Source organism: Streptomyces sp. NPDC001514 (assembly GCF_053597075.1).
On record NZ_JBSFHO010000057.1, the window covers coordinates 1 to 21,281 of the forward strand.

A 21,281-nucleotide genomic window follows, 5' to 3' on the forward strand; every position below is an offset into this window, starting at 1 on the left:
ATGCGGGCACACCGCCAAGGAGAACCGGCCCACCCAGGAGAAGTTCCACTGCACCGCGTGCGGCCACCAGGCACACGCGGACACGGTGGGCGCCCTGAACGTTCTACGGGCCGGGCTGGCCCGTCGCGACGCCCAACCGGCATAGCGAGAAGCCCCCGCGTTCACGACTCCGTTGGGAAAGTCGTGATTCGAGCAGTGCTGTGTCGTTGGTCTTGTCGGTGGCTATGGTCGTTGGCGGGACGGGGAGAGCGGGATGTCGCTGGAGTCGCGGTCGGATGACGGGGTGCCGGAGCTGACGGCTCGGGTGGTACGAGCCTCGTTCCCGAGGGGGACCTTGGCCATCCGGATCAGGGAAGTCCTCGGTGCGCTGTTCACGGACGAGGACTTCGCCGCAGCCTTCCCTGACCGGGGCCGGCCCGCGATCTCTCCGGGAGCTCTGGCTTTGGTGTCGGTGTTGCAGTACGCAGAAGGACTGTCCGACCGCCAGGCCGCTGATCAGGTGCGGGCCAGAATGGACTGGAAGTTTTTGCTGGGGCTGGAGCTGGATGATCCGGGATTCGACTTCACCGTCCTGGGAGACTTCCGCTCGCGTCTGATCGCGCATGGGTTGGAAGAGCGGGTCCTGGAGGCGATGCTGGCCCGGCTCTCGGACGCCGCGCTGCTGAGGGCCGGCGGCAGGCAGCGCACCGACTCCACTCACGTGCTGGCCGCAGTACGCACGCTGAACCGAATGGAGTTCGTCGGCGAGACACTGCGGGCGGCGCTGGAGGCGCTGGCCGCTGCCGCCCCGGACTGGCTGACGCCGTTGATCAACTCCGGGTGGGTGGAACGCTACGGAGCAAAGGTCGACAACTACCGGTTCCCCAAGGGGGAGAACGTCCGCCGGGAATGGGCCGAACAAGTCGGCCGGGACGGGTTTCACCTCCTGGACGCCGTCGATGACGCAGCCGCTCGGGCCTGGCTGCGTGAGATGCCAGCAATGCGGATCCTGCGCCGGGCCTGGGCAGAGCAGTACCACCGGGACGGGAAGGGGGTGCGCTGGCGGGAGGGCAAGGACCTCCCGCCAGCCAGAGACCGGCTGTCCTCGCCCTATGACACCGACGCCCACTACGGCATCAAACGCGGATCGGGCTGGTGCGGATACAAGGTCCACCTGAGTGAGACCTGCGAGCCGGACGCACCTCATCTGATCACGAACGTGGAGACCACGAACGCCACCGTCAACGACACCGAGGTCACCGCGACAATCCACCAGCGGATGGCGGCACGGGGCCTGAAACCGGCCGAGCACATGGTGGACTGCGGATACATCACGGCCGCCCACATCCTGACCGCCCGCGAGGACCACGACATCGACCTCATCGGCCCCGTCGGGCTGGACACCCACCACGCTGGGCGCGACCCGCAGACCCCAGACCTGACCCAGGCCGCCTTCACCACCAACTGGGAAGCCAAGAAGGTCGTCTGCCCCCAAGGAGCGGTCAGCGTCAGCTGGTCCCAACAGCGCAAAGCCAGCGGCACCCCACTCGTCCGGGTGCACTTCGCGCTCACCGACTGCGACCCGTGCCCACTGCGGTCCCGGTGCACCAAGGCGGCCAACGGCAAATGGGGCCGCAGCCTGACCCTGCTGCCCCAGGATCAGCAGCAAATCCTGGAACAACGACGCGCGGAGCAGCACACCGACGCGTGGAAAGAACGCTACGACACACGAGCAGGCGTGGAGGGCACCATCTCCCAGGCCGTCCGCCGCACCCGTCTGCGGCGCACTCCCTACCGAGGCCAGGTCAGAACTCACCTCGCCACCGTGTTCTCCGCCGCTGCCCTCAACATCATCCGCGTCGACGCCTGGCTCAACGGCACCCCACTCGGCACCACGCGCGTCAGCCATCTAAACCGCCTCACCCTCGCGGCATGACCCCACGACGCGACCGTTCTGGGCATTTCCCAACGGAGTCGTTCACGCGGGGGAGGAGTCACCGTGGTTCCGGGCCCAGTCGACCTGGTCGAGTACCCAGCGGCGACGAATGTCGTCGTCCCGTACCGAGTACTCATCCCCGTTGTGGGTGACGGCGGACCGCACGGCGTGGGAAACGGCGGCAGTCCGGTCGCCGGTCGTGAGGGTCGCCGCCGAGGCGGAGCCTCGAGTGGCGAGAAGTCCGGCTGCGGCAACCGCCGCAGAGGCGACCACGACGGCAGCCCGACGCGCAATCTTGTATCCCATGGACCTTTCCTCCTTGCTTGCCCCGTGACCTGCACAAACAGGCCGGGGTCGGGTGCCTTGGATCAGGCACTGGCGACACTACTCCCGAAGTAGTTGAATCTCGAACTATGCCGTCGTGAGCTATGTCATGCCCCGGTATGTCAGTAGGTGGGAACATTCCGACGACCTGCGAGGTCTTGCCGCGCTTGCGGGCGTACGCCGTGGCGATGCCTCGTGGGCGGAGCTACCGACGTCCGTCCTGACCGTCCTCGCCCTCCGCACCACCGACTACGGATCCTCGGTCGTCAGGCCGCGGCGCCTCTGCGTCGCAGCCCCTCGGCCGCGGGTGCCGGGGTGGGCGTACCGACTACGGCACCGCACCTGCGGCACGCCCGCACCACCGATGAAGGCGGGCGCGGGCTGTTCGTCGTCCAACTGGCCCAGGCCTGGGGGACCCGCGACTCGGCCACACGGCAAGACCATCTGGACCGAGCAGGCGCTTGCACAAGCGTGATCGAAATGCCCGAGCGGCTGCGGATCGCCTGCCTTGGTCAGCGCGTCTCACCGCTTTCCGTGGGGCCGCTTCGTCGCCTGCTGAGCACCGTAGCGATCGGGAGGGCTGCCACCAGGCCGCTCAGCAGGGCTGCGGCGAACGCGCCCAGGACGGCGGGCTGGTTGGCGAAGGCGATGCCGATCGCGGCCAGGGCGGGCCCCGCGTTGCGCACTGCGGCGACGCCTCCCATGGAGGTGCGGCGCACCGGCGGGCCCGTGGCCAGCAGTGTGCCGATGGCGAAGGCGGCGGCTGAGAGGACGAACCCGGCCAGGAGGGTGAGTGAGCCGAGCAGCGCGACGATGTCACGCCAGCTGCCTACCAGCATGCCCACCAGCACGATCAGGAACGTCACGTTCGAGACCGCGGCCGCGGTGGGGCGCCACGCCTGTGCCGTCGGTGCCGCGTAGCGGCGCAGCAGCAGGCCGATGGCGAACGGAACGAGCTGCAGGAGTGCCACGGTCTGCACCAGCGCCCCCACATCGAGGGAGACGCCGTTGCCGACCTCGGCGGCGGTGAGGATGCCGTTGACGGTCGGGGCGAAGGTGAGGCTGCCGACGGTGGCGAGCAGCGCCTGCATGGCCGCGCCCGCGACGACGTCGCCGTTCTGCACCATGGCCAGCTTCGCCCCGAAGGGGCCGCCCGGGGAGGAGGCGATCAGGACGAGCGCGATGAACGCCGCGGTGGGCAGGCCGAACAGGGCACCGATGCCCCAGCCGAGCAGCGGGATGACCACCATGTTGGCGAGCAGGGCCAGCACCAGCAGCGGAACATCGGTGAAGATGCTCCGCAGCGCCGCGACGGTGGCGCCCAGGCCGGCGGAGAACATGGTGGCCGCAATGAAGATCACCGTGATGGCGTTGAACAGCAGGCGCAGGGTTTCCATGAGGCAAGTCCCCTCGGGCGGCGGAGCGCCTCGGGCGGTGCCACGGCGCTTCGCGTGTTACCGCACTCTCAGTCCTGGAGATCGCCGAGCCGGCGCAAGGCGCTCAGGCCCGGCAGGAAGCAGTACTCGCCGCCGCGGGTGACGACGAACCGCGGAAGTGGAGGCAGGCGCCGTCGCACCGGCCGCCGGGGAATGGTGAAGCCGGTGACGCCGTCGTGGGATCCGGTGACGGGATCTCTGGCGCTGCCTCCGCCGAAGAAGACGCCGTCGTTCATCCACTGGGACTGAACGAACTCGAACTGCCGCCCGAGGTGGGCTCCGATGAACGCGAACATCAGGCCGCGGTCGGCCCCGTCGTCCTCCAGCATTCCTTCGGGCAGTGGCGGACCGTAGACGGCGCCGCGCCTGATCATGCGGTGCAGTCGCGCTTCGCCCGCCACCGACGCGTCTCGGGGATTGGCCCGCCGGATGTGGCAGCCGCTGGGCGTGGTGAACCCCGCCGGATCGTCCCGCTCGTACATGAAGGTGTTGCGGCGGTGCGGGTCGGCGCCCAGAGCGGGGTCGTCGTGTTGCGGACTGAGCGCCAGCGGTGCACCGCTGCGCCAGCGCCCCATGATCTTGGCTGCCAGCAGCTCTTCGTCCTCGGGGCCGGTGGCGTTGTCCTGCAGATAGCGCCGGAACGCGGCGACCCGCTGGTGAAGTTTGCGGAAGACCGCGTAGCTGCCGTTGCGTCCGAGGACCTCCGGCTGAGGGGTCTGTATGCCGCCGATCTCGTCCCGGTAGCCGAGCACGAACTCGCCCGCCTTCAACGGCACCTCCAGCTGGTTCGACCCGGGGATGCCACTTCCCTCGACGGCCGGATGGCTGACGCCGTCGCGGTAGCCGAAGTGCTCGGTCTCGGTGGGCAGCGCGTAGCAGTCCTGCCGCCAGATCGCGGTCACCCCGGAGAGCTGGTCGTAGGCGGGGCGGGCCCGATCGAGGGCCGCCTCCAACCGCGTGGCGTCAGGCGCGAGCGCCGCGAACACCACATGGACATCCGACGTGCCCAGTGGCGCTTCCCAGTGCTCGGGGCCGCTCTCGCCGATATCACCCAGTGCCTTGGCCCGGGCCGCCATCCCCTGCCGGAACTCCCAGGCGAACGTGTCCAGCGATGCGCGCGGCACACCCAGAGCCTTCAGCCCGTGAAAGGTGACCGCGACACTCACCCACGTCTCCCCCAGGGGACTGGCCGATTCGGCGGCAGGAGTCACCACCGCGCTCGCGCGCCGCATCAGCTCCCGACCATGGGCCCGGTCGTCGACACGGAACACCAGATAGGTCGCGCGGTAGGGGGTCGGGCGAGGGCTGAGAACCCCGCGCTGAATGTCGTCGAGCTCGAGTTCGGCTCGCCTGTCCACGCTCACGGTCTCGCCTCCTCGCGTCGCTACTTCGTGACGAGATTCCGCCAGAAATTCCGCAGGCTCTCGTCGCCGCCGAACAACGAACTGAAAATCGTGGAGTCCGCCAGCAGCACATCGCCGGCCCGCTCACCGCGCGGGGGCATCCACAGGAACATGTTGAACTCGGTGTTGCCGGCCTCGACGAACGGATGCGGCCTGGAGGTGTCGATCGGCTGCCGGGCCAGCAGATGAATGACATCCGGCTCGTCGCTCGTCACGGCGTAATGCGGGAGGTGCTGGTGGAAGTTGAAGTTCGTCACCCCGTCCAGCCACCCTTTCGCGTCCAGATCCCTGACCGCGGAGAACGGGGCGATCCGTTTCGGCTCTTGTACGGCGGGACGCAGTCCGTAACGGTTCTCGACGGGTACCCCGAGGCCCTGCATCAAGCCCCGGACGGAGCCCGCGAACCGCTGCTGGCGGGGGACCAGAGGATCGCCGTGATGGCGGTACTCCACGTCCCGCACCGTCAGATCGTCCGATGCCCCCACGTCGTGGTGAGGTCCCAGGACCAGACGGGCATCCTCCCGCCCGAGGAAAGCCCGCAGTGCCTCGACCTCCCCAGGTGCGGCCTCTTGTCCCGTGATCATGTGATCCAGACCGAACACGAACAAGGTGTCCGTGTCCGCCAGTACCCGCTCGTCGATCGGGGTACGGAAACCGGCCTGGTCGATGCGTTGGTATACGGGGACAGGATGTCCGGTGGTCTCCTCGACGAACTGCTGGAACGGCACCCAGGCCCAGAAGAACAACTCCAGTGCTCCAGAGATGCCCTGCTGGAACTGCAACGGATCGGACCACTTCGGGTCCTCGTAGGCAGGCCAGGCCACCCGCCGGACCTCGGTCATGGTGGAGAACCGGTTGTCCAGCTCGGCCGGGTTCCTGCCCGCCTCTGCCGGATAGCTCCACGAGACGTAGATGCTCACCCGTCGCCGGCCAGGGGTGTACTCGCGAGGGACGTGGTTCTGGTTGTACGTGCGTGCGGTCTGGACCTCGCTCATCTCAGCTCCGATCCACAGCGGGACGAGTTGCGACATCCCGCTCTCACTGCAGTTGGTCGAGCATCTCCGACAGGGCGCTCTTGATCCGCAGAGCCTTCTTGATCTCGTCGGCAGTGACGAACGGATATTCCCCGTACTCGATGAAGCTCGGGCAGTGATGTTGACGCACAAACCTGGCGAACGCCTCGGGGTTGGTCTTCCAGTCCTCGGGGAACCCTTCGAGATTCTCGAAAGCCGTGCTCACCCCCGCCTTGCTGAAAAGAGCGACGGCGTCCTCGGTGTATTTGTCGAAATCGGTGTCGAAGATCCCCTGATACATGAACCGAGTGTCGTCGTCGAAGAGTACCCAGCGCAGGTAGTGCAGCTTGAGCGGTGCCAGAAGATACGGATCCCGCTCCAGCGCCTTGGCCAGGGTGTTGCCGTACTCACGCATCGCCCCGGCCCGGCCCTGCTTGACCTTCGCGACGATGGTGAACCCGTAGCACGCCGGTGTCTTCGGAAAGACGGGGCCGTACTTCCCCTGCTCGAGATGGTCGGTCTCCTTGGGGATGACGGCCGCCTGCGGCTTGATCTCCATCTCTGCTCCTCTCGCCACCTACTGGCCGGGAACAATCGCTCTCATCGTCCCACGCAGCCACTCCGTCCGCCTCGTGAGCAGCACCGTTGTGATCCCGAGCCCAGGCGGAGCACGGTGGCGTGCGTGACCATCCGGTCGTGTTTCACGCCCCCACGTCCTCGGCCCTGCGTGCCGCGAAGCCGGCGAACCAGCGAAGCATCTCGAAGTGGGTGACGGCACCCTCGCTGCTGACGTCGGCGACCCGTGCACCCTGCAGGACGCGCTTGACGGGAACCTCGAGCTTCTTGCCGGTCAGCGTGCGCGGCACGGCGGGAACCGGCAGGATCACATCGGGCACATGGCGCGGGGACAGCCGGCGCTTGATGGCCGTGGTGATCCGTTCCCGCAGTCCGTCGTCGAGCGCCGTGCCCCCGCTGGTCACGACGAACAGCGGCATGAAGTACCCGCCGTCCTCCTGCTCGACGCCGACGACGAGGCTGTCGGCGACCTCCGGGAGTTGCTCCACCACGGCGTAGATGTCGGCGGAGCCCATCCGCACCCCCATGCGATTGAGCGTGGAGTCCGAGCGGCCGGAAACGACCACCGACAGGTCCGGATCGACGGTGACCCAGTCACCGTGCCGCCACACCCCCGGGTAGGTGTCGAAGTAACTGGCGCGGTAGCGCTCACCGTCGGGGTCGTCGACGAAGTGCAGGGGCATGGACGGGAGCGGGGCGGTCACCACCAACTCGCCCTGCGTGCCGGTCAACGGCTGACCCGAGTCGTCCCATGCGGCCAGGGCGACGCCGAGTGCGGGGCACTGGATCCGGCCCACCCGCACCGGCAGCAGTGCGGAGCCGCCGGCCAGCACGGAGCAGATGTCGGTGCCGCCGCAGATGGACTGCAGCCAGACGCCGGGGGCGAGCCGGTCGTGGACCCAGCGCCAGGTGCTCGGCGCCATGGCGGACCCGGTCTGGAGGATGGAGCGCAGTGGACGGAGATCGAACTCGACGGCGGGATGTGAGTCCGACTTCTCCACGGCCGCGAGGTAGGCCGCACCGACCCCGACCACGGTCGCCCGCGTCTGTTCGGCGACGCGCCAGGCGCCGCCGACGTCGGGGAAGGTGGGGCTGCCGTCGTAGAGGACGATCGTGCTGCCGTGCAGCAGGCCGCCGACGAGGAAGTTCCAGACCATCCAGCTCGTGGAGGTGATGAACAGGTACCGGTCCTCGGGGCGCAGGTCGGCGCCGAGACCGAGCGCCTTGAGGAGTTCCACCACGATGCCTCCGTGGCCCTGCACGATCCCCTTGGGAACCCCTGTGGTCCCGGACGACCACAGGATCCACAACGGATGGTCGAAAGGCACGTCGGCGAAGACGAGCGCCTCACCGGCCGCCGGCAGCGCGGACCAGACGCTCTGCTCGACGTCCGGCCGGGTGGACCACGCTTCGGCCGCCGCCGGGAACAGATGGTCCACCGCGAGGAGATGACGGACGGTGGGCAGTCCGTCCAGGAGTTCGGCGACTGCGGGGCGCCGGTCGTACTCCTTGCCCCCGTAGTGGTACCCGTCCGCCGCCACGAGGACCGTGGGCCGCGCCTGCCCCAGCCTGGCGAGCACGCTGGGGGTGCCGAAGTCCGGCGAGCAGGCCGTCCACACGGCGCCGACGGCGGCGGTGGCCAGCAGGGCCACCACCGCCTGCGGGATGTTGGTCAGATATCCGGCGACGCAGTCACCGGGCCCCACCCCCATCCGCCGCAGGGCCGCCGCGACGTCCGCGACCTCGCGGCGCAGCTGCTCCCACGAGATGTCGACGGGCGTGCCGCCCTCCGCCACGGCGACCAGCGCGGGACGCGCGTCGGTGGACTGGGCGAAGCACCGCTCGGCGAAGTTCAGCCGGGCGCCCGGGAACCAGGAGGCTCCGGGCATCGATGCGTCGCCCAGTACCTCGTCGTAGGCGGTGACGGCGTCGAGCCCGTAGAACTCCCACACCGCCGACCAGAATCCGGGCAGGTCGGTGGAGCTCCACCGCCACAGCTCGGCGTAGTCGGTGAAGCACAGCCCCCGGACCTCTTCCAGCCATTCCATGAAGACCGCGACGTTGGAGTCCTCGAGCTCGCGGCGACCGGGCGACCACAACAGGTCGGTGTCAGTGTTCATCGTTGCCTTTCCGGGGCAGCGCGGTGGGCGGGAGTGCTACGGGCCCTACGGGCCTACGAGGCCGGCCGTGGTGCCGTACCGCACCAGCCGTGTTCGAGCGCCTCGACGAGTTCCTCGGCCTGGGGCCACGGACCGTGTCCGGAGGCGGGGTTGAGGTGTCCGACGGGGCCGAGTTCCACCAGGCGGCTCCCCCAGTCCCGGGCGAGTTCGGCGACGCGCTCCGGGGATCCGAGCGGATCGTTCGAACTGGCCGCGACGATGCTGGGGAAGGGCAGCGGCTTCCGGGGCACCGGTGTCCAGCCGTGCGTCGCCAGCTCGTCGGAGGTGGGGTAGCCGTCCGGCAGTGGTGTCTCGAAGTCCGGGGGTGCGGCCAGCAGGGCGCCCCGGACGTCCGCGTCGTGCCACTGGGCCCATTGCACCGTGGTCATGACGCCCGCGCTGTGGGCGACGATGAGAACCGGCCCGGTGATCTGCGCCATCACCTCGACCACGTTGGCGACGTGGGCGTCGCGGCTGAGCCGGTTGCGCACCAGCGGGGGAACGGTGCGAACGGTGCGGCCCGCATCGCCGAGCCGCTCGGCCAGAACGGTCTGCCAGTGGTCCTCGACGTGGTCCCGCATGCCGGGAACGATCACGATCGTCGGCTCTGTGGTCCCTGTCATGAAGACGGCTCCGGTTCCTTGGGCTCCGCCGTCTCGGCGGGTGCGGCGGGTGCGGCGGGTGCGGTGAGACGGCGGAGGTCGTGGTCGTACCGGCGGCGGCCGATCAGGAAGGCCGCGGTGGCCGCGATCGCCACGAGCGGGACGAGCTGGAGCGCGCCGAGCAGACCGAACCGGTCCGCGAGCATCCCCGTGACCGCGGGACCGGGGGCCAGTCCGAGCAGGCTCTGGGCCAGCGTGAGCGTGGCGAACGCCGTCGCGGCGATGGCCGCGGGGGTCAGGTTCGCCACCATGGCGGCTCCCGGCCCGGCCGTTCCTGCGCACAGCAGGGTTCCCAGCGCCAGCACCAGCAGCTGCGCCGGGCCGGCCGGCAGGCGGAACGCGGTCATCAGCAGCACGAGGGAGCCCACGCTGCAGCCGATGGCGACCGCCCACTTGCGGATCGGGGCGCGCCGGCTGATCCGGTCCGAGGCGATTCCGCCGCCGATCATGCCGACGCCGATGAGCAGGGCGAAGAGGCCCGCGGTCGCGCCGGCCTTCGCGGTCGGCATGTCGTAGTAGCGGTTGAAGTAGCTGGGCAGCCAGGCGATGAGCGCGCCCGCGATGAACAGCTGCAGACCGCTGCCGACGTAGGCACTGATCACCGAGACGGACGAGAACAGCTTCGGGAGGAGCGCTCGGAGCTGGCCCCGCGTCTCGGTGTCGGCCTTGCCCGGGGCGGGGTCCGATCCGGGAGCCAGCCGCTTCTCGGTGACCACGATCGCGTAGACGCCGGCGAGGACCAGGCCGAAGACGCCCATCACGCCGAACGCCCAGCGCCAGCCGTACGCCTGGGCCACGGCGCCGCCGATGGATATGCCCAGGACCGAGCCGAAGGCCCCGCCGGCGATGAAGGCGCCGGAGAGCGTCGCCCGCAGGGCGCGCGGGAAGACGCTGAGGACCACGGCGATGCCGACGCTGCCGTACGCGGCCTCACCGATGCCGACGAAGAGCCGGCCCACGAACATCTGGCCGTAGCTCGCAGCCACCGCGCAGCCCAGGGTCGCCAGGCTCCACAAAGTCGCCGCGATGACCAGGGACTTCACCCTGCCCCATCGATCGGCCAGCAGCGAGAGGGGGAAGGTGAGCAGACCGACCATCAGTGCCACGATGCCGCTGAGGGAGCCCAGTTGGGCGTCCGAGAGCAGCCAGTCCGCCTTCAGCATCGGGAAGACGGCGTTGAGCACCTGCCGGGACATGTAGTCCGAGAGCAGGAGTCCGAAACTCAGTGCAAAGACCACCCAGGCGTAGCGCCGGGACACGGGCCATTCCGAGGAACCGGAGCCGGTTCTTCCCGGAGCGGGCTCCGCAGTGGTGAGAAACCCCATTGTCATCACCTCAACTGCTGTTGACGGAAAAGGAAGGGTCAGAAGGGTCTGTCGCCGACGATCCCGGCGCGCTCCATCTTGCGGACGGCGGGCCAGTAGTCCTGGACGGCGTAGTGCTGGGTGGAGCGGTTGTCCCAGATGGCCACGCTGTTCTTGCGCCAGCGGAAGCGCACCTGGTACTCGGGGACCGCGGCCTGGCTGATCAGGTAGTTCAGCAGGTGGCTCGCGCCCGGCGCGTAGTCCTGGCCGAAGCGGACGTTCGCGGGCGTGTGGTAGTTGACGAAGTGCGTCGCGAAGGCGTTGACGAAGAGGATCTTCTCGCCGGTCTCCGGGTGGGTGCGCACCACCGGGTGCTCCGCGTCCGGGAACCGGGTCTTGAGCGCGTGACGCTGCTCCTCGGGCATGACCGCGCCGAAGGTCGCCTCGATGCTGTGCCGGGCGCGCATGTCCTGGATCTGCGTCTTGATGTGCTCCGGGAGGCGGCGGTAGGCCTCGGCCATGTTGACCCAGATCGTGTCGCCGCCCACGGGGGGCGACTCGACGCAGCGGAGTACGGCTCCCATCGACGGGTTCGCGCGCCAGGTGCCGTCGGTGTGGAGCGCGTTCTCGTAGTGCTCGGGGGCGCTGTCCAGGTCCTTGTAGATACGGACCAGGCCCGGGTGGTCCGGGTCACTGCCGGCCACCGGGTGATCCTCCAGCGGACCGAAGCGCTCGGCGAAGGCGACGTGGTCTGCGCGCGTGATGTCCTGGTCGCGCAGGAACAGGACCTTGTACTGCAACAGCAGGCTCTTGATCTCGGTGAAGAGATCGTCGTCACGAGCGGCGTCGGCGAGGCTCACGCCCGAGATCTCGGCGCCGATGGTGCAGGTCAGCGGCTCGACGTCGAGGGAGGTGCGGAGCACGTCCGGGCGCACCAGGGCCGGAGTGTGTTCCTTCGGTCGGAGGGTTTTGGGCATGGTGCTCACTCCTGGGTGAGGTGTGGCGGGGTGTCCTCGGAGGACTGTCCTCAGAGGGCGAAGACGGAGGATCCCGTGGTCCGTCCGGCTTCCAGATCGCGATGTGCCTGTGCGGCGTCCTCGAGGGAGTAGCGCTGGTTGATCTCGATCTTGATGCGTCCGGAAGCGACGTGGCCGAACAGTTCGCCGGCCAGGGCGTCCCGCTCCGCCGGTTCGGCGATGTAGTCGGCCAGCGCCGGACGGGTCACGAACAGCGAGCCGTTCACGGCGAGTTGCATCGCATCGATCGGTGGCACCGGACCCGAGGCCGTGCCGAAGCAGACCAGCAGGCCGCGGCGCTTCAGCGAGGCCAGCGAGCCGGCGAAGGTGTCCTTGCCGACGCTGTCGAAGACGACCGGTACCCCGGCGCCGTCGGTCAGCTCGCGCACCCGCTCGGCCACGTCCTCGCGCCGGTAGTAGATGATGTGCTCGCAGCCGTGTGCGCGTGCGAGCTCCGCCTTCTCCTCGCTGGAGACCGTTCCGATCACGGTGATGCCGAGCAGCTTGGCCCACTGCGAGACGATCAGGCCGACGCCGCCCGCCGCCGCGTGGAGCAGCACGGTGTCACCTGCCTGCAGCGGGTGGATCCGCCGCAGCAGGTACGCCGAGGTGAGGCCGCGCATGGTCATCGCGGCCGCGGTCTCGCAGCTGATCTCGTCCGGGAGCTTGATCAGGTGCGAGGCGGGCATGACCCGCTCCGTGCTGTAGGCCCCCAGCGGGCTGCCGGTGTAGGTCACTCGATCGCCTTCGGCGACGTGGGTGACGCCCTCGCCGACGGCCTCGACCACGCCGGAGGCCTCGACGCCGATTCCGTCGGGCAGCCGGACCGGGTAGAGACCGGTACGGAAGTACGTGTCGGCGAAGTTGAGGCCGACGGCGACGTGCCGGATGCGCACTTCGCCCGGTCCGGGGTCCCCGACGGTGACCTTTTCCCATGTCAGGACGTCGGGGCCACCGGTTTCGTAGAAGCGGACGGCGTGGGCCACAGGGTTGCTCCGATTGCTCGTGTGTGGGGGGCTTGTGTGTGGGGGCTTGTGTACGGTGCGCGGGACCGGGTCAGCTCTTGAGGTCGCGCAGCATGAAGCCGCGCTGCCCGGGCCGGCGGTTCGGGACCATGCCGAGACGGTCGAGGGTCTCGTCGGCATCGGCGTAGTACTCGCCGATCTTGTAGATCTCCTTGGCTTCCGCGCCGGTCGCGATGTCGCGTCCGAGGGCGTTCGCGATCTGGACCATCTGCTCGACCTGCTGGACGGAGGACATCCGCTCGCCCTTGCGCCGCCACAGGTTGTCCTCGTTGCCCACCCGGACGTGCACGCCGAGGGCGATGGCGATCGCGTTCATCGGCGCCACAGCGCGCATGGAGCTCTCGATGGTGAGGGTTGCGCCGTCCGGAACACGGCGGATGAACTCGATCAGGTCGGCGGGGTGCCGCCCGGCGAAACCGCCGCCGATCGCGACGTAGTTGAGGATCAGGGGGCCGGTGTAGATGCCGGCGCGGATGAGCCGCTCGACGGTCTCGAGCTGGGCGAGGGTGGCGAGCTGGAAGTGCGGCTGGATGCCGTTCGCGTGCAGCCGCTTGAGGTGCTCGAGGTAGAACTCGGGGCCGGCCTCGACGACCATGTCCCGGTAGGCCCGGTAGTAGTCCGGCTTCGCGATCGAGGTGCCCTCCAGGTCGTCGTCGGTCATGATCTCGACGATGTTCATCTGGCTGGTGTTGATCGCGATGGTCACCTGGTCCGGCGCCGGGGTGAGGTCGGCCAGCAGGTGGCGGGTGTCGTAGGCGAGCCACTTGGCGTCGCCCCCCTCGCCCTCGGGGGCGAAGGAGATCGATCCGCCGATCTGCAGAACCATGTCCGGCACGGCCTCGCGCAGCCGGCCCAGCAGCTCGTTGAACATGGACATCCGCTTGGAGCCCTTGCCGTCGAGCTCGCGCACGTGGATGTGGAGCACCGTGGCACCGGCGTTGTAGCAGTCGACGGCCGCCTGCACGTGCTCGTCCATGGTCAGGGGCAGGTCATCGGCGTCGCCGGGCAGCCACTCCGGCCCGTACGGGGCGGCTTGGATGACCAGCTTCTCCTGGTTCTCGGGGAAGAGCGAGTCGTCGTGGAAATGCACGGTCCTACTCCTTTGCGTACGGATGATCACCGACCGTGACCGTCGGCACCTGCGGTGTCAGAGCCTTTGGACGGCAGGGACTGGCGCGGGCGGATCAGGGGGAACGTCGGGCGCACGTGCCCGGCTGCGATCGGCTGGTCCGGAGGGGAGCGTGCTGCGGGGGAACGGCCCGGCTCCCCTCCGGCAGCCGACCGCCTTGAGCGGTGCAGCCAAGGTAGGACCGGTTGAACACGGTTGCTTGACCCCTGGTGACGGGAGACTTGTCATTTGGGGACAGTCGTGACCGGCGGCCGTGGCGCCGCCCGTGCGTCGTGCTGCCGTGGGCGCAGCCCAGGCCGGGTCCTGGTTCCGTGGGTGTCAGTCCCGGCCGGGGTCCTGCAGCGGTGGGTGTCAGCCCCGGCCAGGGTTCTGCTGCCGTCAGTGTCAGTCCCGGCAGGGGTCCTGCTGGCGGCCCTGCTCCTTGCGCCACTCCCTCGGGCTGCACCCGAACTGCTCGCGGAACCACCGGGAGAACGCGCTCAGTGACGAGAAGCCCAGGACATCGGAGATCTCCGTCAGCGAGCGGCGGGGATTGGCCACGAACTGCTCCGCGAGCCGCATCCGTGTGGCGTTGAGCAGCGACGAGAACGTCTCTCCCGAACGGGCCAGGTGACGGTGGACGGTGCGCCGGTCGACGCCGAGGCTGCGGGCGACCTGCTCGATCGAGCATCGGCCGGTGGACAGCAGGGCCTCGATGAGCTCGCGCACCCGGTCCGCCACCGAGGTGTCCCGGGGAACGGCGATGGTGTCGAAGTACTGCCGGGCGTAGTTCCGCAGCTGCGGGTCCGCCATGGCGTTGGGCGCGGCCAGGTCGTCGGCGTAGAAGACGATGCCGTTGAACTCGCGGTCGAACTCCAGCCCGGGACCGAAGAGGCGGCGGTGCCTGGCGGAGTCCGCCGGAGCGCTGTGGGCGAACCACACCGAGACCGGTTGCCACCGCGGGTCGAGGAAACCTCGCAGAATGCGGGTGAAGGCGCCCACGGCCAGTTCCGTGGCCTGCCGGGCCGGCGGCGCCGTCTCGCCGAGCCGGAGGTCCACCTTGATGGTGGCCAGGCCGTTCCGCTCGGACAGGCGCGCGTGCAGAAGCTCGTTGTACATGTGCTCGTGGCGGAGCAGCAGTCCCAGCGCACTGCGTACGTCGGGCTCCTCCCGGACGACCAGGCTGATGGGGCCGAGATTGGAGAAGCGGCGCAGCTCGGCCATGCGCAGGCCGAAGTCGTCGTGGTGCGAAGCGGCCGCGGAGAGTTCCAGGAGCCGGACGGCGCCCGGGCCGGAGATCCACCGGTCCTGGACGGCGAGGTCCGCGGTGTCCAGACCCACGCGCTTCATGAGCGCGTGCGGGTCGACGCCCAAAGAGCGGCTCAGCTCGACATAGCCGCTCAGGGCTGCGGTACGGACAAGGGGCCTCATGGGGACTCCAGACGCTTGGTCCCCAGAAGTTAAGTTTCTCGTCCCGTCACGTCAAGCATTCGGGGTGCGCGCAACCTAGCATCCCCTCAACGCGGCCCCGGCGAATGGCGCTCGGCGACCCGGCATGCCCGGGGCGGATGCCGGTTCCAGCAGCGCCCGGGGCGGCTCGGCATGACACGGAGGCGAACATGGCCGACATTACGGAGATCGGGGACGGAGCCTGCGAGCCTTTCACGGGTCCGGCCCTCTGGCACGGCCCGGATCTCGCGGACCGCGACGAGTGGGTCCTTCGACTCCCGGCCCAGCAGCACGGTGAGCTGAGGACGGCGCTTCGGACAGCGCGCAGGCGCGGTGCCACCCTCCTGAGGATGACCGCCGCGGACTTCCCGCTCCCCACGCTCGCCGGTGCGCTGGCGGGCATCGCCGAGGAGCTGGCATCCGGACGGGGATTCGTCCTGATCAAGGGCATCCCGGTCGGTGAGCTCAGCGAGGCGGACGCCGGCGCCGTCCTCCGTGGCATCGGCCAGTACCTGGGCCGGCCCGTCCCCCAGGACGCAGACGGCCACACGCTCTGCCACGTCCGGGACACCGGAGGTACGGCGGCCGGCTCCGCGGTTCCCGGCTACCGGACGCGGACGAGGGTGCCGTTCCACACCGACGAGTCGGATCTGCTCGGCCTGCTCTGCCTCCGGCCGGCCCGCTCCGGCGGAGGCACGTCCCTCGTCAGCTCAGCCGCCCTCCACAACGCGGTGGCGGACCTCCGACCGGACCTCGTGGAGCGCCTGTACCGAACCCACTTCTTCGACCGGCGTGACGAGCATGCGCCCGGCGAGCGCCCGTACCTGGCCGCCCCGCTCGCGACCAGGTACGGCGCGGCACTGAGCATGCGCTACGACCGCGGCCGACTGGAGGCAGCGCGGAGCCTCGCCGGCGTACCCCGGCCGGGACCGGCGGACACGGAGCTGTACGACCTTCTCGACGCCCTGGCCGGCTCGCCCCGTCTCCGGCTCGACCTCCGCCTCGAAGCCGGAGACCTGCTGCTGGTCGACAACCACGTCGTCATGCACGCCCGCTCGGAGTTCGAGGACTTCGACGAACCCGAACGGGGGCGCCACCTGCTGCGACTGTGGCTGTCCCGGCACCACCTGGACACCGATCCGCCGGGTGCAGCCGACCACGGTCCACGCCCCATGGAGATACGCCGCGGGATCACCCCGCGCGACGTCATCCGGCCCCGGAGCCTGCGCACCACCCGCCCCGGCGTCGGACGCCGCGACCGTCGCCCGCACCGTGCCGACGGCTGAGCCGAACAGAATGGAGACTGCCGACATGACCAACCTCGCCGCGTTCCTGGTGAACTCCGCGGCGTCCCGCCGCGATCAGGTCGCCGTGCGCCACGACGACACCACCCTGACGTACGCCGAACTGGACGACGCGAGTGCCAGGTTCGCCGCGGTGCTGCAGGAAGGTGGTCTGGAGCCGGGCGACCGCGTCGCCATGACCATGCCCAACGTGCCGATGTTCCCCGTCGTCTACTACGGGATCCTCCGGGCCGGGGGCGTGGTCGTGCCGATGAACCCCCTGCTCAAGGCCCGTGAAGTGGCCTACGTCCTGCGCGACTGCGGGGCCCGCGTCGCAGTGACGTTCCCGCTGTTCGAGGAGGAGGTCGCGAAGGCCGCCGCCGAGGTCGGGGCCGAGTGCCTGGTGACGGAACCCTCGGCGTTTCACGACCTGCTGACGGCCGCCGAACCGCTGTCCGGCACCGTCGACCGGGACGACGACGACCCCGCGCTGATCCTCTACACCTCGGGCACCACCGGCACGCCCAAAGGAGCCGAGCTGACGCACCGCAATCTGGTCTCGAACACGGCCACCACCGCCGAGACGCTGTTGCACGTCGGCCCCGAGGACGTCCTGTTCGGCGGCCTGCCGCTGTTCCACGCGTTCGGGCAGACCTGTGCGCTCAACACGGCCGTGGCCGCGGGGGCGACGCTGACGCTGCTGCCGCGGTTCGATCCGCAGCGCGCGCTGGAGATCATGCACCGTGACGGGGTCACCATCTTCCTCGGTGTCCCGACGATGTACTCGGCGCTGCTCCACGCCGAGCTCCCCGACGGCTTCGATGCCTCCCGGCTGCGCGTGGCCGTCTCGGGCGGCGCCGCGATCCCCGTCGAGGTGCTGCACGGATTCGAACGGCGCTTCAGCGCCACCGTGCTGGAGGGCTACGGCCTCTCCGAGACGTCACCCGTGGCCTCCTTCAACCACCCGGACCGCCCGCGCAAGGCCGGCTCCATCGGGATGCCGATCCGGGGGGTCGAGATGAAGCTCGTCGCCGAGGACGGCTGCGAGGCATGCCCGGGCGAGGTCGGCGAGATCGCGATCCGCGGCGAGAACGTGATGAAGGGGTACTTCAACCGCCCCGAGGCGACCGCGGAGGCGGTACGCGACGAATGGTTCCACAGCGGCGACCTGGCCCGCGTCGACGAGGAGGGGTTCTACTTCATCGTCGACCGCAAGAAGGACCTGATCATCCGCGGCGGCTACAACGTGTACCCGCGGGAGATCGAGGAAGTCCTGTACGAGCACCCCGCCGTCGCCGAGGCCGCGGTCGTCGGCGTGCCGCACGAGGTGCACGGCGAGGAGATCGCGGCGGTGATCGCCCTCCGCAGCGGCGCCGATGCGACGGCCGAAGAGATCCGCGACCACGTCAAGGAGCGAGTGGCGGCGTACAAGTACCCGCGGATCGTCACCTTCACCGCCGAACTCCCCAAGGGCCCCACGGGGAAGATCCTCAAGCGCGAGATCGTGGTCACCCCCTCCTGACGAGGGCCGCACACCGGCGGACGCCTCCGTTCGCGGAGGCGATCCGCCGGCTCGACGCGTACTCCGCCGTGTCCTCGGGGGCGCCGAGTGCGAGCCCCGACAGGAACGCCGGACGGGCGGCTGCCAGTTTCTGACAACCGCCCGCCGAACTCATTCGCCGTGCCTGCCGACGTAAACGCAGACCTCCGTCGGCCGCCCCACCGTCAGAGCTTCGTCCGAGAGTGTTTCGGCCACCTCCGCCAAGACGTCGACAGCGATCCGGAAATCGTCCGGACTGTTCTCGGAGAATGCTGTCGCGTCCCGCCAGAGAACGGCCACGCGACCGCAGTTCTTCGCATGGATACCCTCCCAGAGCGAGTCGGAGAGGGCATCCCAGCTCCTTGACCCCACGATGGGCGGGTCGAGTGGAAGCGTGCTGCGAACGGCGTCGAAGAATGCCTTCGTTCCCCAAAGGCCTTCCGTGGAGAACTCATACAGCGGACAGTTCTCCGATGCCGCGGCCCGCACCACCTCGTCAGCGTCCTGCGCTCGAATGAAAGTCAGGCCCGGCTCAAGTTTCATCGCGCCATCACCGGATCCTCACAAACGCCGGCGGACCGGAATCCCCGTAGTGGGTCCAAGTGTAATAGACCTCTCCGGTCTGGATGTTCTTCACGACCCGAAGCGGTCCCGGGCCGCCGGTTCCTTGCGGGGGCGCAACTCGGTACTCGCGATACGGCGACTGATCGCCCTGGGCGCCGGGAAGGTCGTTGGCCCAGTTCTTGAATTTGGTGCCCCACTTGGTCGCAGTGGGGCCGGTAGGCACGGTACCCGCGTCGAGGTGGGCCAATGCGTCGTTGAGAGCACGCTCTTCGGCGGCCGGAAGCGAACCGGGAGAGATCCACGGAACGCAGGGGGGCGTGCTGGGGGACCCGGAGGCCATGGTGGCCATCGGACGCATACCGGCGTCGGCCACCCGAACACCCGAGGCGACGCTCTCGGCCGGCCTCGTCCGGAATCCGGCCGTCATGGCACGTGCCACAGACCGCGAACCCGCCTTGGGGCACGACGGCCTGTGCTTCTTCAGCGCCTTGATCTTGAGGGCGTGGAGGGCAAGACCGGAGAGACAGGACGGCTTCTTCGTCTGGAGGCACTCTTCGATCTCCTCCGCCCCGACGTACCAGGCGATCAGGCGATCGAGGTAAGTGCTGGTGATGCAGCCCATTCCACCGGCGCCGTCGGAGCCGCAGACCAGGAGCACCTCGCCCGGCTTCAGGCCGCCGTCCGCCAGGAGAGCCGACCGGTACTCGACCAGTCGCTTCTCGAGAACCTTGTGAAGCTCCTTGTCCGACATCGGCTTGCTGGCTTCGCGGAGCTCCTTCTCCACCTGCGCTTTCAGCTCCGCGACCAATTTGTCGGCCGCGATCTTCAACGCCTCGGACGAGGCCTTGGCTGCCGCAGTGGCGTCCTTGCCCGCGGCCTGCGCCGAAAGGCCGGCCTGGTAGGCAGCGGTGCTGGCCTGCGAGGCATAACCTGACGCCCGGCTCGCGGAGTGCTGGGCCGCTTCCGCGGAGCGTTTCGCCGCCTGAGCGTCGTTACGGGCCGCCGCGGCGGCGTTCTGCGCCTTCTTGGCCGACTCTGCCGCGCGGTCTGCCGAAGCAGCCGCCTGGTCGGCCGACTTATCGGCCTGCTGGGCGTACTTGGAAGCCTCCGCGGCGGACTTCTTGGCCTTGTCGGCCCACTTGACCGCGTCCGTGGCGTTCTTACGGGCCTCCGCCGCGACGCGCTGGGCCTCTGCGGCGTCCTTCTGGGCGGTCGCCGCCGACCGGGCGGCCGCCGCGAGCAGAACGTCGATCTCTGCGATGTGAGCGGCTGCGTTGGCGTCACGCTGCTGCGCCTTGTACAGGCCGATCTCCAGGAACGAGCGCAGCCCGGACCCCGGACCCGCGAGCGCCGCCCGGGCCGCAGCCTGCACCTCGGGGCCGCCGTTGGCCAGGACCTGGGCGACGGCTACTCGGTCGTCGTCCTCTCGGGCCTTGTGCTGACCGACGTCCAGGAACTGGTGCAGGTCGGCGGCGGTGCCGTCCAGGGCCTTGCTGCCGGCGGCCTTCACGCCCGGCCCGCCCGCTGCCATGACCTTGGCCACGGCGACGCGGTCGTCGTCCTCCTTGCCCGGATAGGCGCGGGTGCGCAGGAACTCCCGTACCTGGTCGACCGGCTTGTCCAGCACGGCCAAGGCGACCTGCTGCTGCGCCGGCTTGTCCGTGGTGGCGGCGATGTGCGCCACACCGGCGCGGTCGTCCTGCTCCAGGGCAACCGTCAGCCCGGTGCGTACGAACTCGACCACGTCCGCATCGGTACCCACCAGGGTGATCTCGGCGGACGTGCGTATCCAGGAATCCCCGGAGGCCAGCAGGTTCAGGGCGACCTGCCGGCCCTTGGCAGCCGCGACCTTCACATCGGTCGCAGCGGCGGCCTCCTGCCACAGCTTCTGCGTGTCGGTGTTCAGCTGCTGAATCCGCCCGGCCTCCCGCCGGCCGGCGAGGACGCGCGCATCGTCCGCCTTCTTGGCCTCCTCGGCCGCGAGGGTGTTCTCGAACTCCTGCTCGGCCAGCCGCTCGGCGTCGGCCTTGCGGGCCAGGTCGGCCACGGTCCTGGCCTGTTCGGCCGCCGTCTGCGCATTGTTGGCCGCCTGCGTGGCGGCGTTGGCGGCTGCCGTCGACTCCTTGGCGGCGTCCACCGCCTTGCCCGCCTCGTCCGCTGCCTTGTCGGCCGCCGTGGCCGCTGCCTCGGCGTGGGCAGCCGCGTCATTGGCTGCCTTGCGCGACTGGCGCGCGGCCGTGGCCGCCTGGTTGGCGTTGGTCTGGGCGGCGTTGGCCGCGCGCGTGGCCTGGTCGGCCTGCCGCTGTGCCCGCGCTGCCGCTGCCTGCGCCTCCGCAGCCTTGCCACCGGCCTGGCCGGACCAGCGACCCGCCTCCGCCGCTGCCGCTGCCGCAGCCGCCGCGTGGGCGCCGGCACTGGCCGCGGCACCGGCCGCCTTGGCGGCGTTGTCCGCGGCTATGCCGGCCTGCTCCGCGGCAGTCGCGGCCTTCCGCGCCCCCGACGCG

17 protein-coding genes and 1 pseudogene are annotated in these 21,281 nt (G+C 69.6%); 4 read left to right on the plus strand and 14 right to left on the minus strand.

All coding sequences use genetic code 11. The features are described 5' to 3' along the window. Together ACWCXB_RS35190 and ACWCXB_RS35195 are read left to right on the plus strand one after the other, a co-directional pair. Nucleotides 1–145, plus strand: a 145-nt coding sequence (locus tag ACWCXB_RS35190; protein WP_450728379.1) for a zinc ribbon domain-containing protein, incomplete at its 5' end; no start/stop codon positions are given. Nucleotides 146–253: 108 nt separating this feature from the next. Then, entirely contained in the window at nucleotides 254–1,915 is a 1,662-nt protein-coding gene (locus ACWCXB_RS35195; RefSeq protein WP_450728347.1) for an IS1182 family transposase, read from the plus strand. Nucleotides 1,916–1,957: 42 nt separating this feature from the next. Here the strand turns inward: ACWCXB_RS35195 and ACWCXB_RS35200 are convergent, their stop codons facing one another. The 12 genes from ACWCXB_RS35200 to ACWCXB_RS35255 all read right to left on the minus strand — a co-directional run bounded on the left by ACWCXB_RS35200 (nucleotide 1,958) and on the right by ACWCXB_RS35255 (nucleotide 15,372). Continuing rightward, nucleotides 1,958–2,221, minus strand: coding sequence for a hypothetical protein (locus ACWCXB_RS35200; RefSeq protein WP_450728349.1), 264 nt, complete (start codon nucleotides 2,219–2,221; stop codon nucleotides 1,958–1,960). 530 nt (nucleotides 2,222–2,751) lie between these two features. After that, nucleotides 2,752–3,636: a bile acid:sodium symporter family protein gene (locus ACWCXB_RS35205; RefSeq protein ID WP_450728351.1), complete on the minus strand. Its 885-nt coding sequence runs from the start codon at nucleotides 3,634–3,636 to the stop codon at nucleotides 2,752–2,754. Between the two features lie 68 nt (nucleotides 3,637–3,704). Further along, entirely contained in the window at nucleotides 3,705–5,039 is a 1,335-nt protein-coding gene (locus ACWCXB_RS35210) for a Dyp-type peroxidase (RefSeq protein ID WP_450728353.1), read from the minus strand. Between the two features lie 20 nt (nucleotides 5,040–5,059). Further along, entirely contained in the window at nucleotides 5,060–6,073 is a 1,014-nt protein-coding gene (locus ACWCXB_RS35215) for a hypothetical protein (RefSeq protein WP_450728355.1), read from the minus strand. 43 nt (nucleotides 6,074–6,116) lie between these two features. Then, complete coding sequence (locus ACWCXB_RS35220) at nucleotides 6,117–6,650, minus strand: hypothetical protein (protein ID WP_450728357.1); 534 nt, start codon at nucleotides 6,648–6,650, stop codon at nucleotides 6,117–6,119. 142 nt (nucleotides 6,651–6,792) lie between these two features. Beyond that, complete coding sequence (locus ACWCXB_RS35225; protein WP_450728359.1) at nucleotides 6,793–8,787, minus strand: acetoacetate--CoA ligase; 1,995 nt, start codon at nucleotides 8,785–8,787, stop codon at nucleotides 6,793–6,795. A 53-nt stretch (nucleotides 8,788–8,840) separates the two neighbouring features. Then, nucleotides 8,841–9,449, minus strand: a complete 609-nt coding sequence (locus ACWCXB_RS35230; protein WP_450728361.1) for an RBBP9/YdeN family alpha/beta hydrolase — start codon at nucleotides 9,447–9,449, stop codon at nucleotides 8,841–8,843. Further along, entirely contained in the window at nucleotides 9,446–10,747 is a 1,302-nt protein-coding gene (locus ACWCXB_RS35235; protein ID WP_450728363.1) for an MFS transporter, read from the minus strand. The genes ACWCXB_RS35230 and ACWCXB_RS35235 overlap by 4 nt, the downstream gene beginning before the upstream one ends. Before the next feature lie 104 nt (nucleotides 10,748–10,851). Continuing rightward, entirely contained in the window at nucleotides 10,852–11,769 is a 918-nt protein-coding gene (locus ACWCXB_RS35240; RefSeq protein ID WP_450728365.1) for a TauD/TfdA dioxygenase family protein, read from the minus strand. Between the two features lie 50 nt (nucleotides 11,770–11,819). Beyond that, on the minus strand, nucleotides 11,820–12,794 hold the full coding sequence (locus ACWCXB_RS35245) for a quinone oxidoreductase family protein (RefSeq protein ID WP_450728367.1): 975 nt from the start codon (nucleotides 12,792–12,794) through the stop codon (nucleotides 11,820–11,822). Between the two features lie 70 nt (nucleotides 12,795–12,864). After that, entirely contained in the window at nucleotides 12,865–13,923 is a 1,059-nt protein-coding gene (locus ACWCXB_RS35250) for a 3-keto-5-aminohexanoate cleavage protein (protein WP_450728369.1), read from the minus strand. Nucleotides 13,924–14,346: 423 nt separating this feature from the next. After that, on the minus strand, nucleotides 14,347–15,372 hold the full coding sequence (locus ACWCXB_RS35255; protein ID WP_450728371.1) for an AraC family transcriptional regulator: 1,026 nt from the start codon (nucleotides 15,370–15,372) through the stop codon (nucleotides 14,347–14,349). Between the two features lie 188 nt (nucleotides 15,373–15,560). Between ACWCXB_RS35255 and ACWCXB_RS35260 the strand changes: the two genes are divergently transcribed. Together ACWCXB_RS35260 and ACWCXB_RS35265 are read left to right on the plus strand one after the other, a co-directional pair. Beyond that, the gene (locus ACWCXB_RS35260) at nucleotides 15,561–16,676 is read left to right on the plus strand and encodes a TauD/TfdA family dioxygenase (RefSeq protein ID WP_450728373.1); all 1,116 of its coding nucleotides are present in this window, start codon (nucleotides 15,561–15,563) and stop codon (nucleotides 16,674–16,676) included. A gap of 25 nt (nucleotides 16,677–16,701) precedes the next feature. Continuing rightward, nucleotides 16,702–18,195, plus strand: a complete 1,494-nt coding sequence (locus ACWCXB_RS35265) for a long-chain-fatty-acid--CoA ligase (protein WP_450728375.1) — start codon at nucleotides 16,702–16,704, stop codon at nucleotides 18,193–18,195. 150 nt (nucleotides 18,196–18,345) lie between these two features. On the opposite strand, the gene ACWCXB_RS35270 is transcribed toward ACWCXB_RS35265, so the two are convergent. Together ACWCXB_RS35270 and ACWCXB_RS35275 are read right to left on the minus strand one after the other, a co-directional pair. Continuing rightward, nucleotides 18,346–18,756, minus strand: coding sequence for a barstar family protein (locus ACWCXB_RS35270; protein WP_450728377.1), 411 nt, complete (start codon nucleotides 18,754–18,756; stop codon nucleotides 18,346–18,348). Nucleotides 18,757–18,763: 7 nt separating this feature from the next. Further along, nucleotides 18,764–21,281 (minus strand): annotated as a pseudogene (locus ACWCXB_RS35275) (hypothetical protein); the annotation flags it as partial.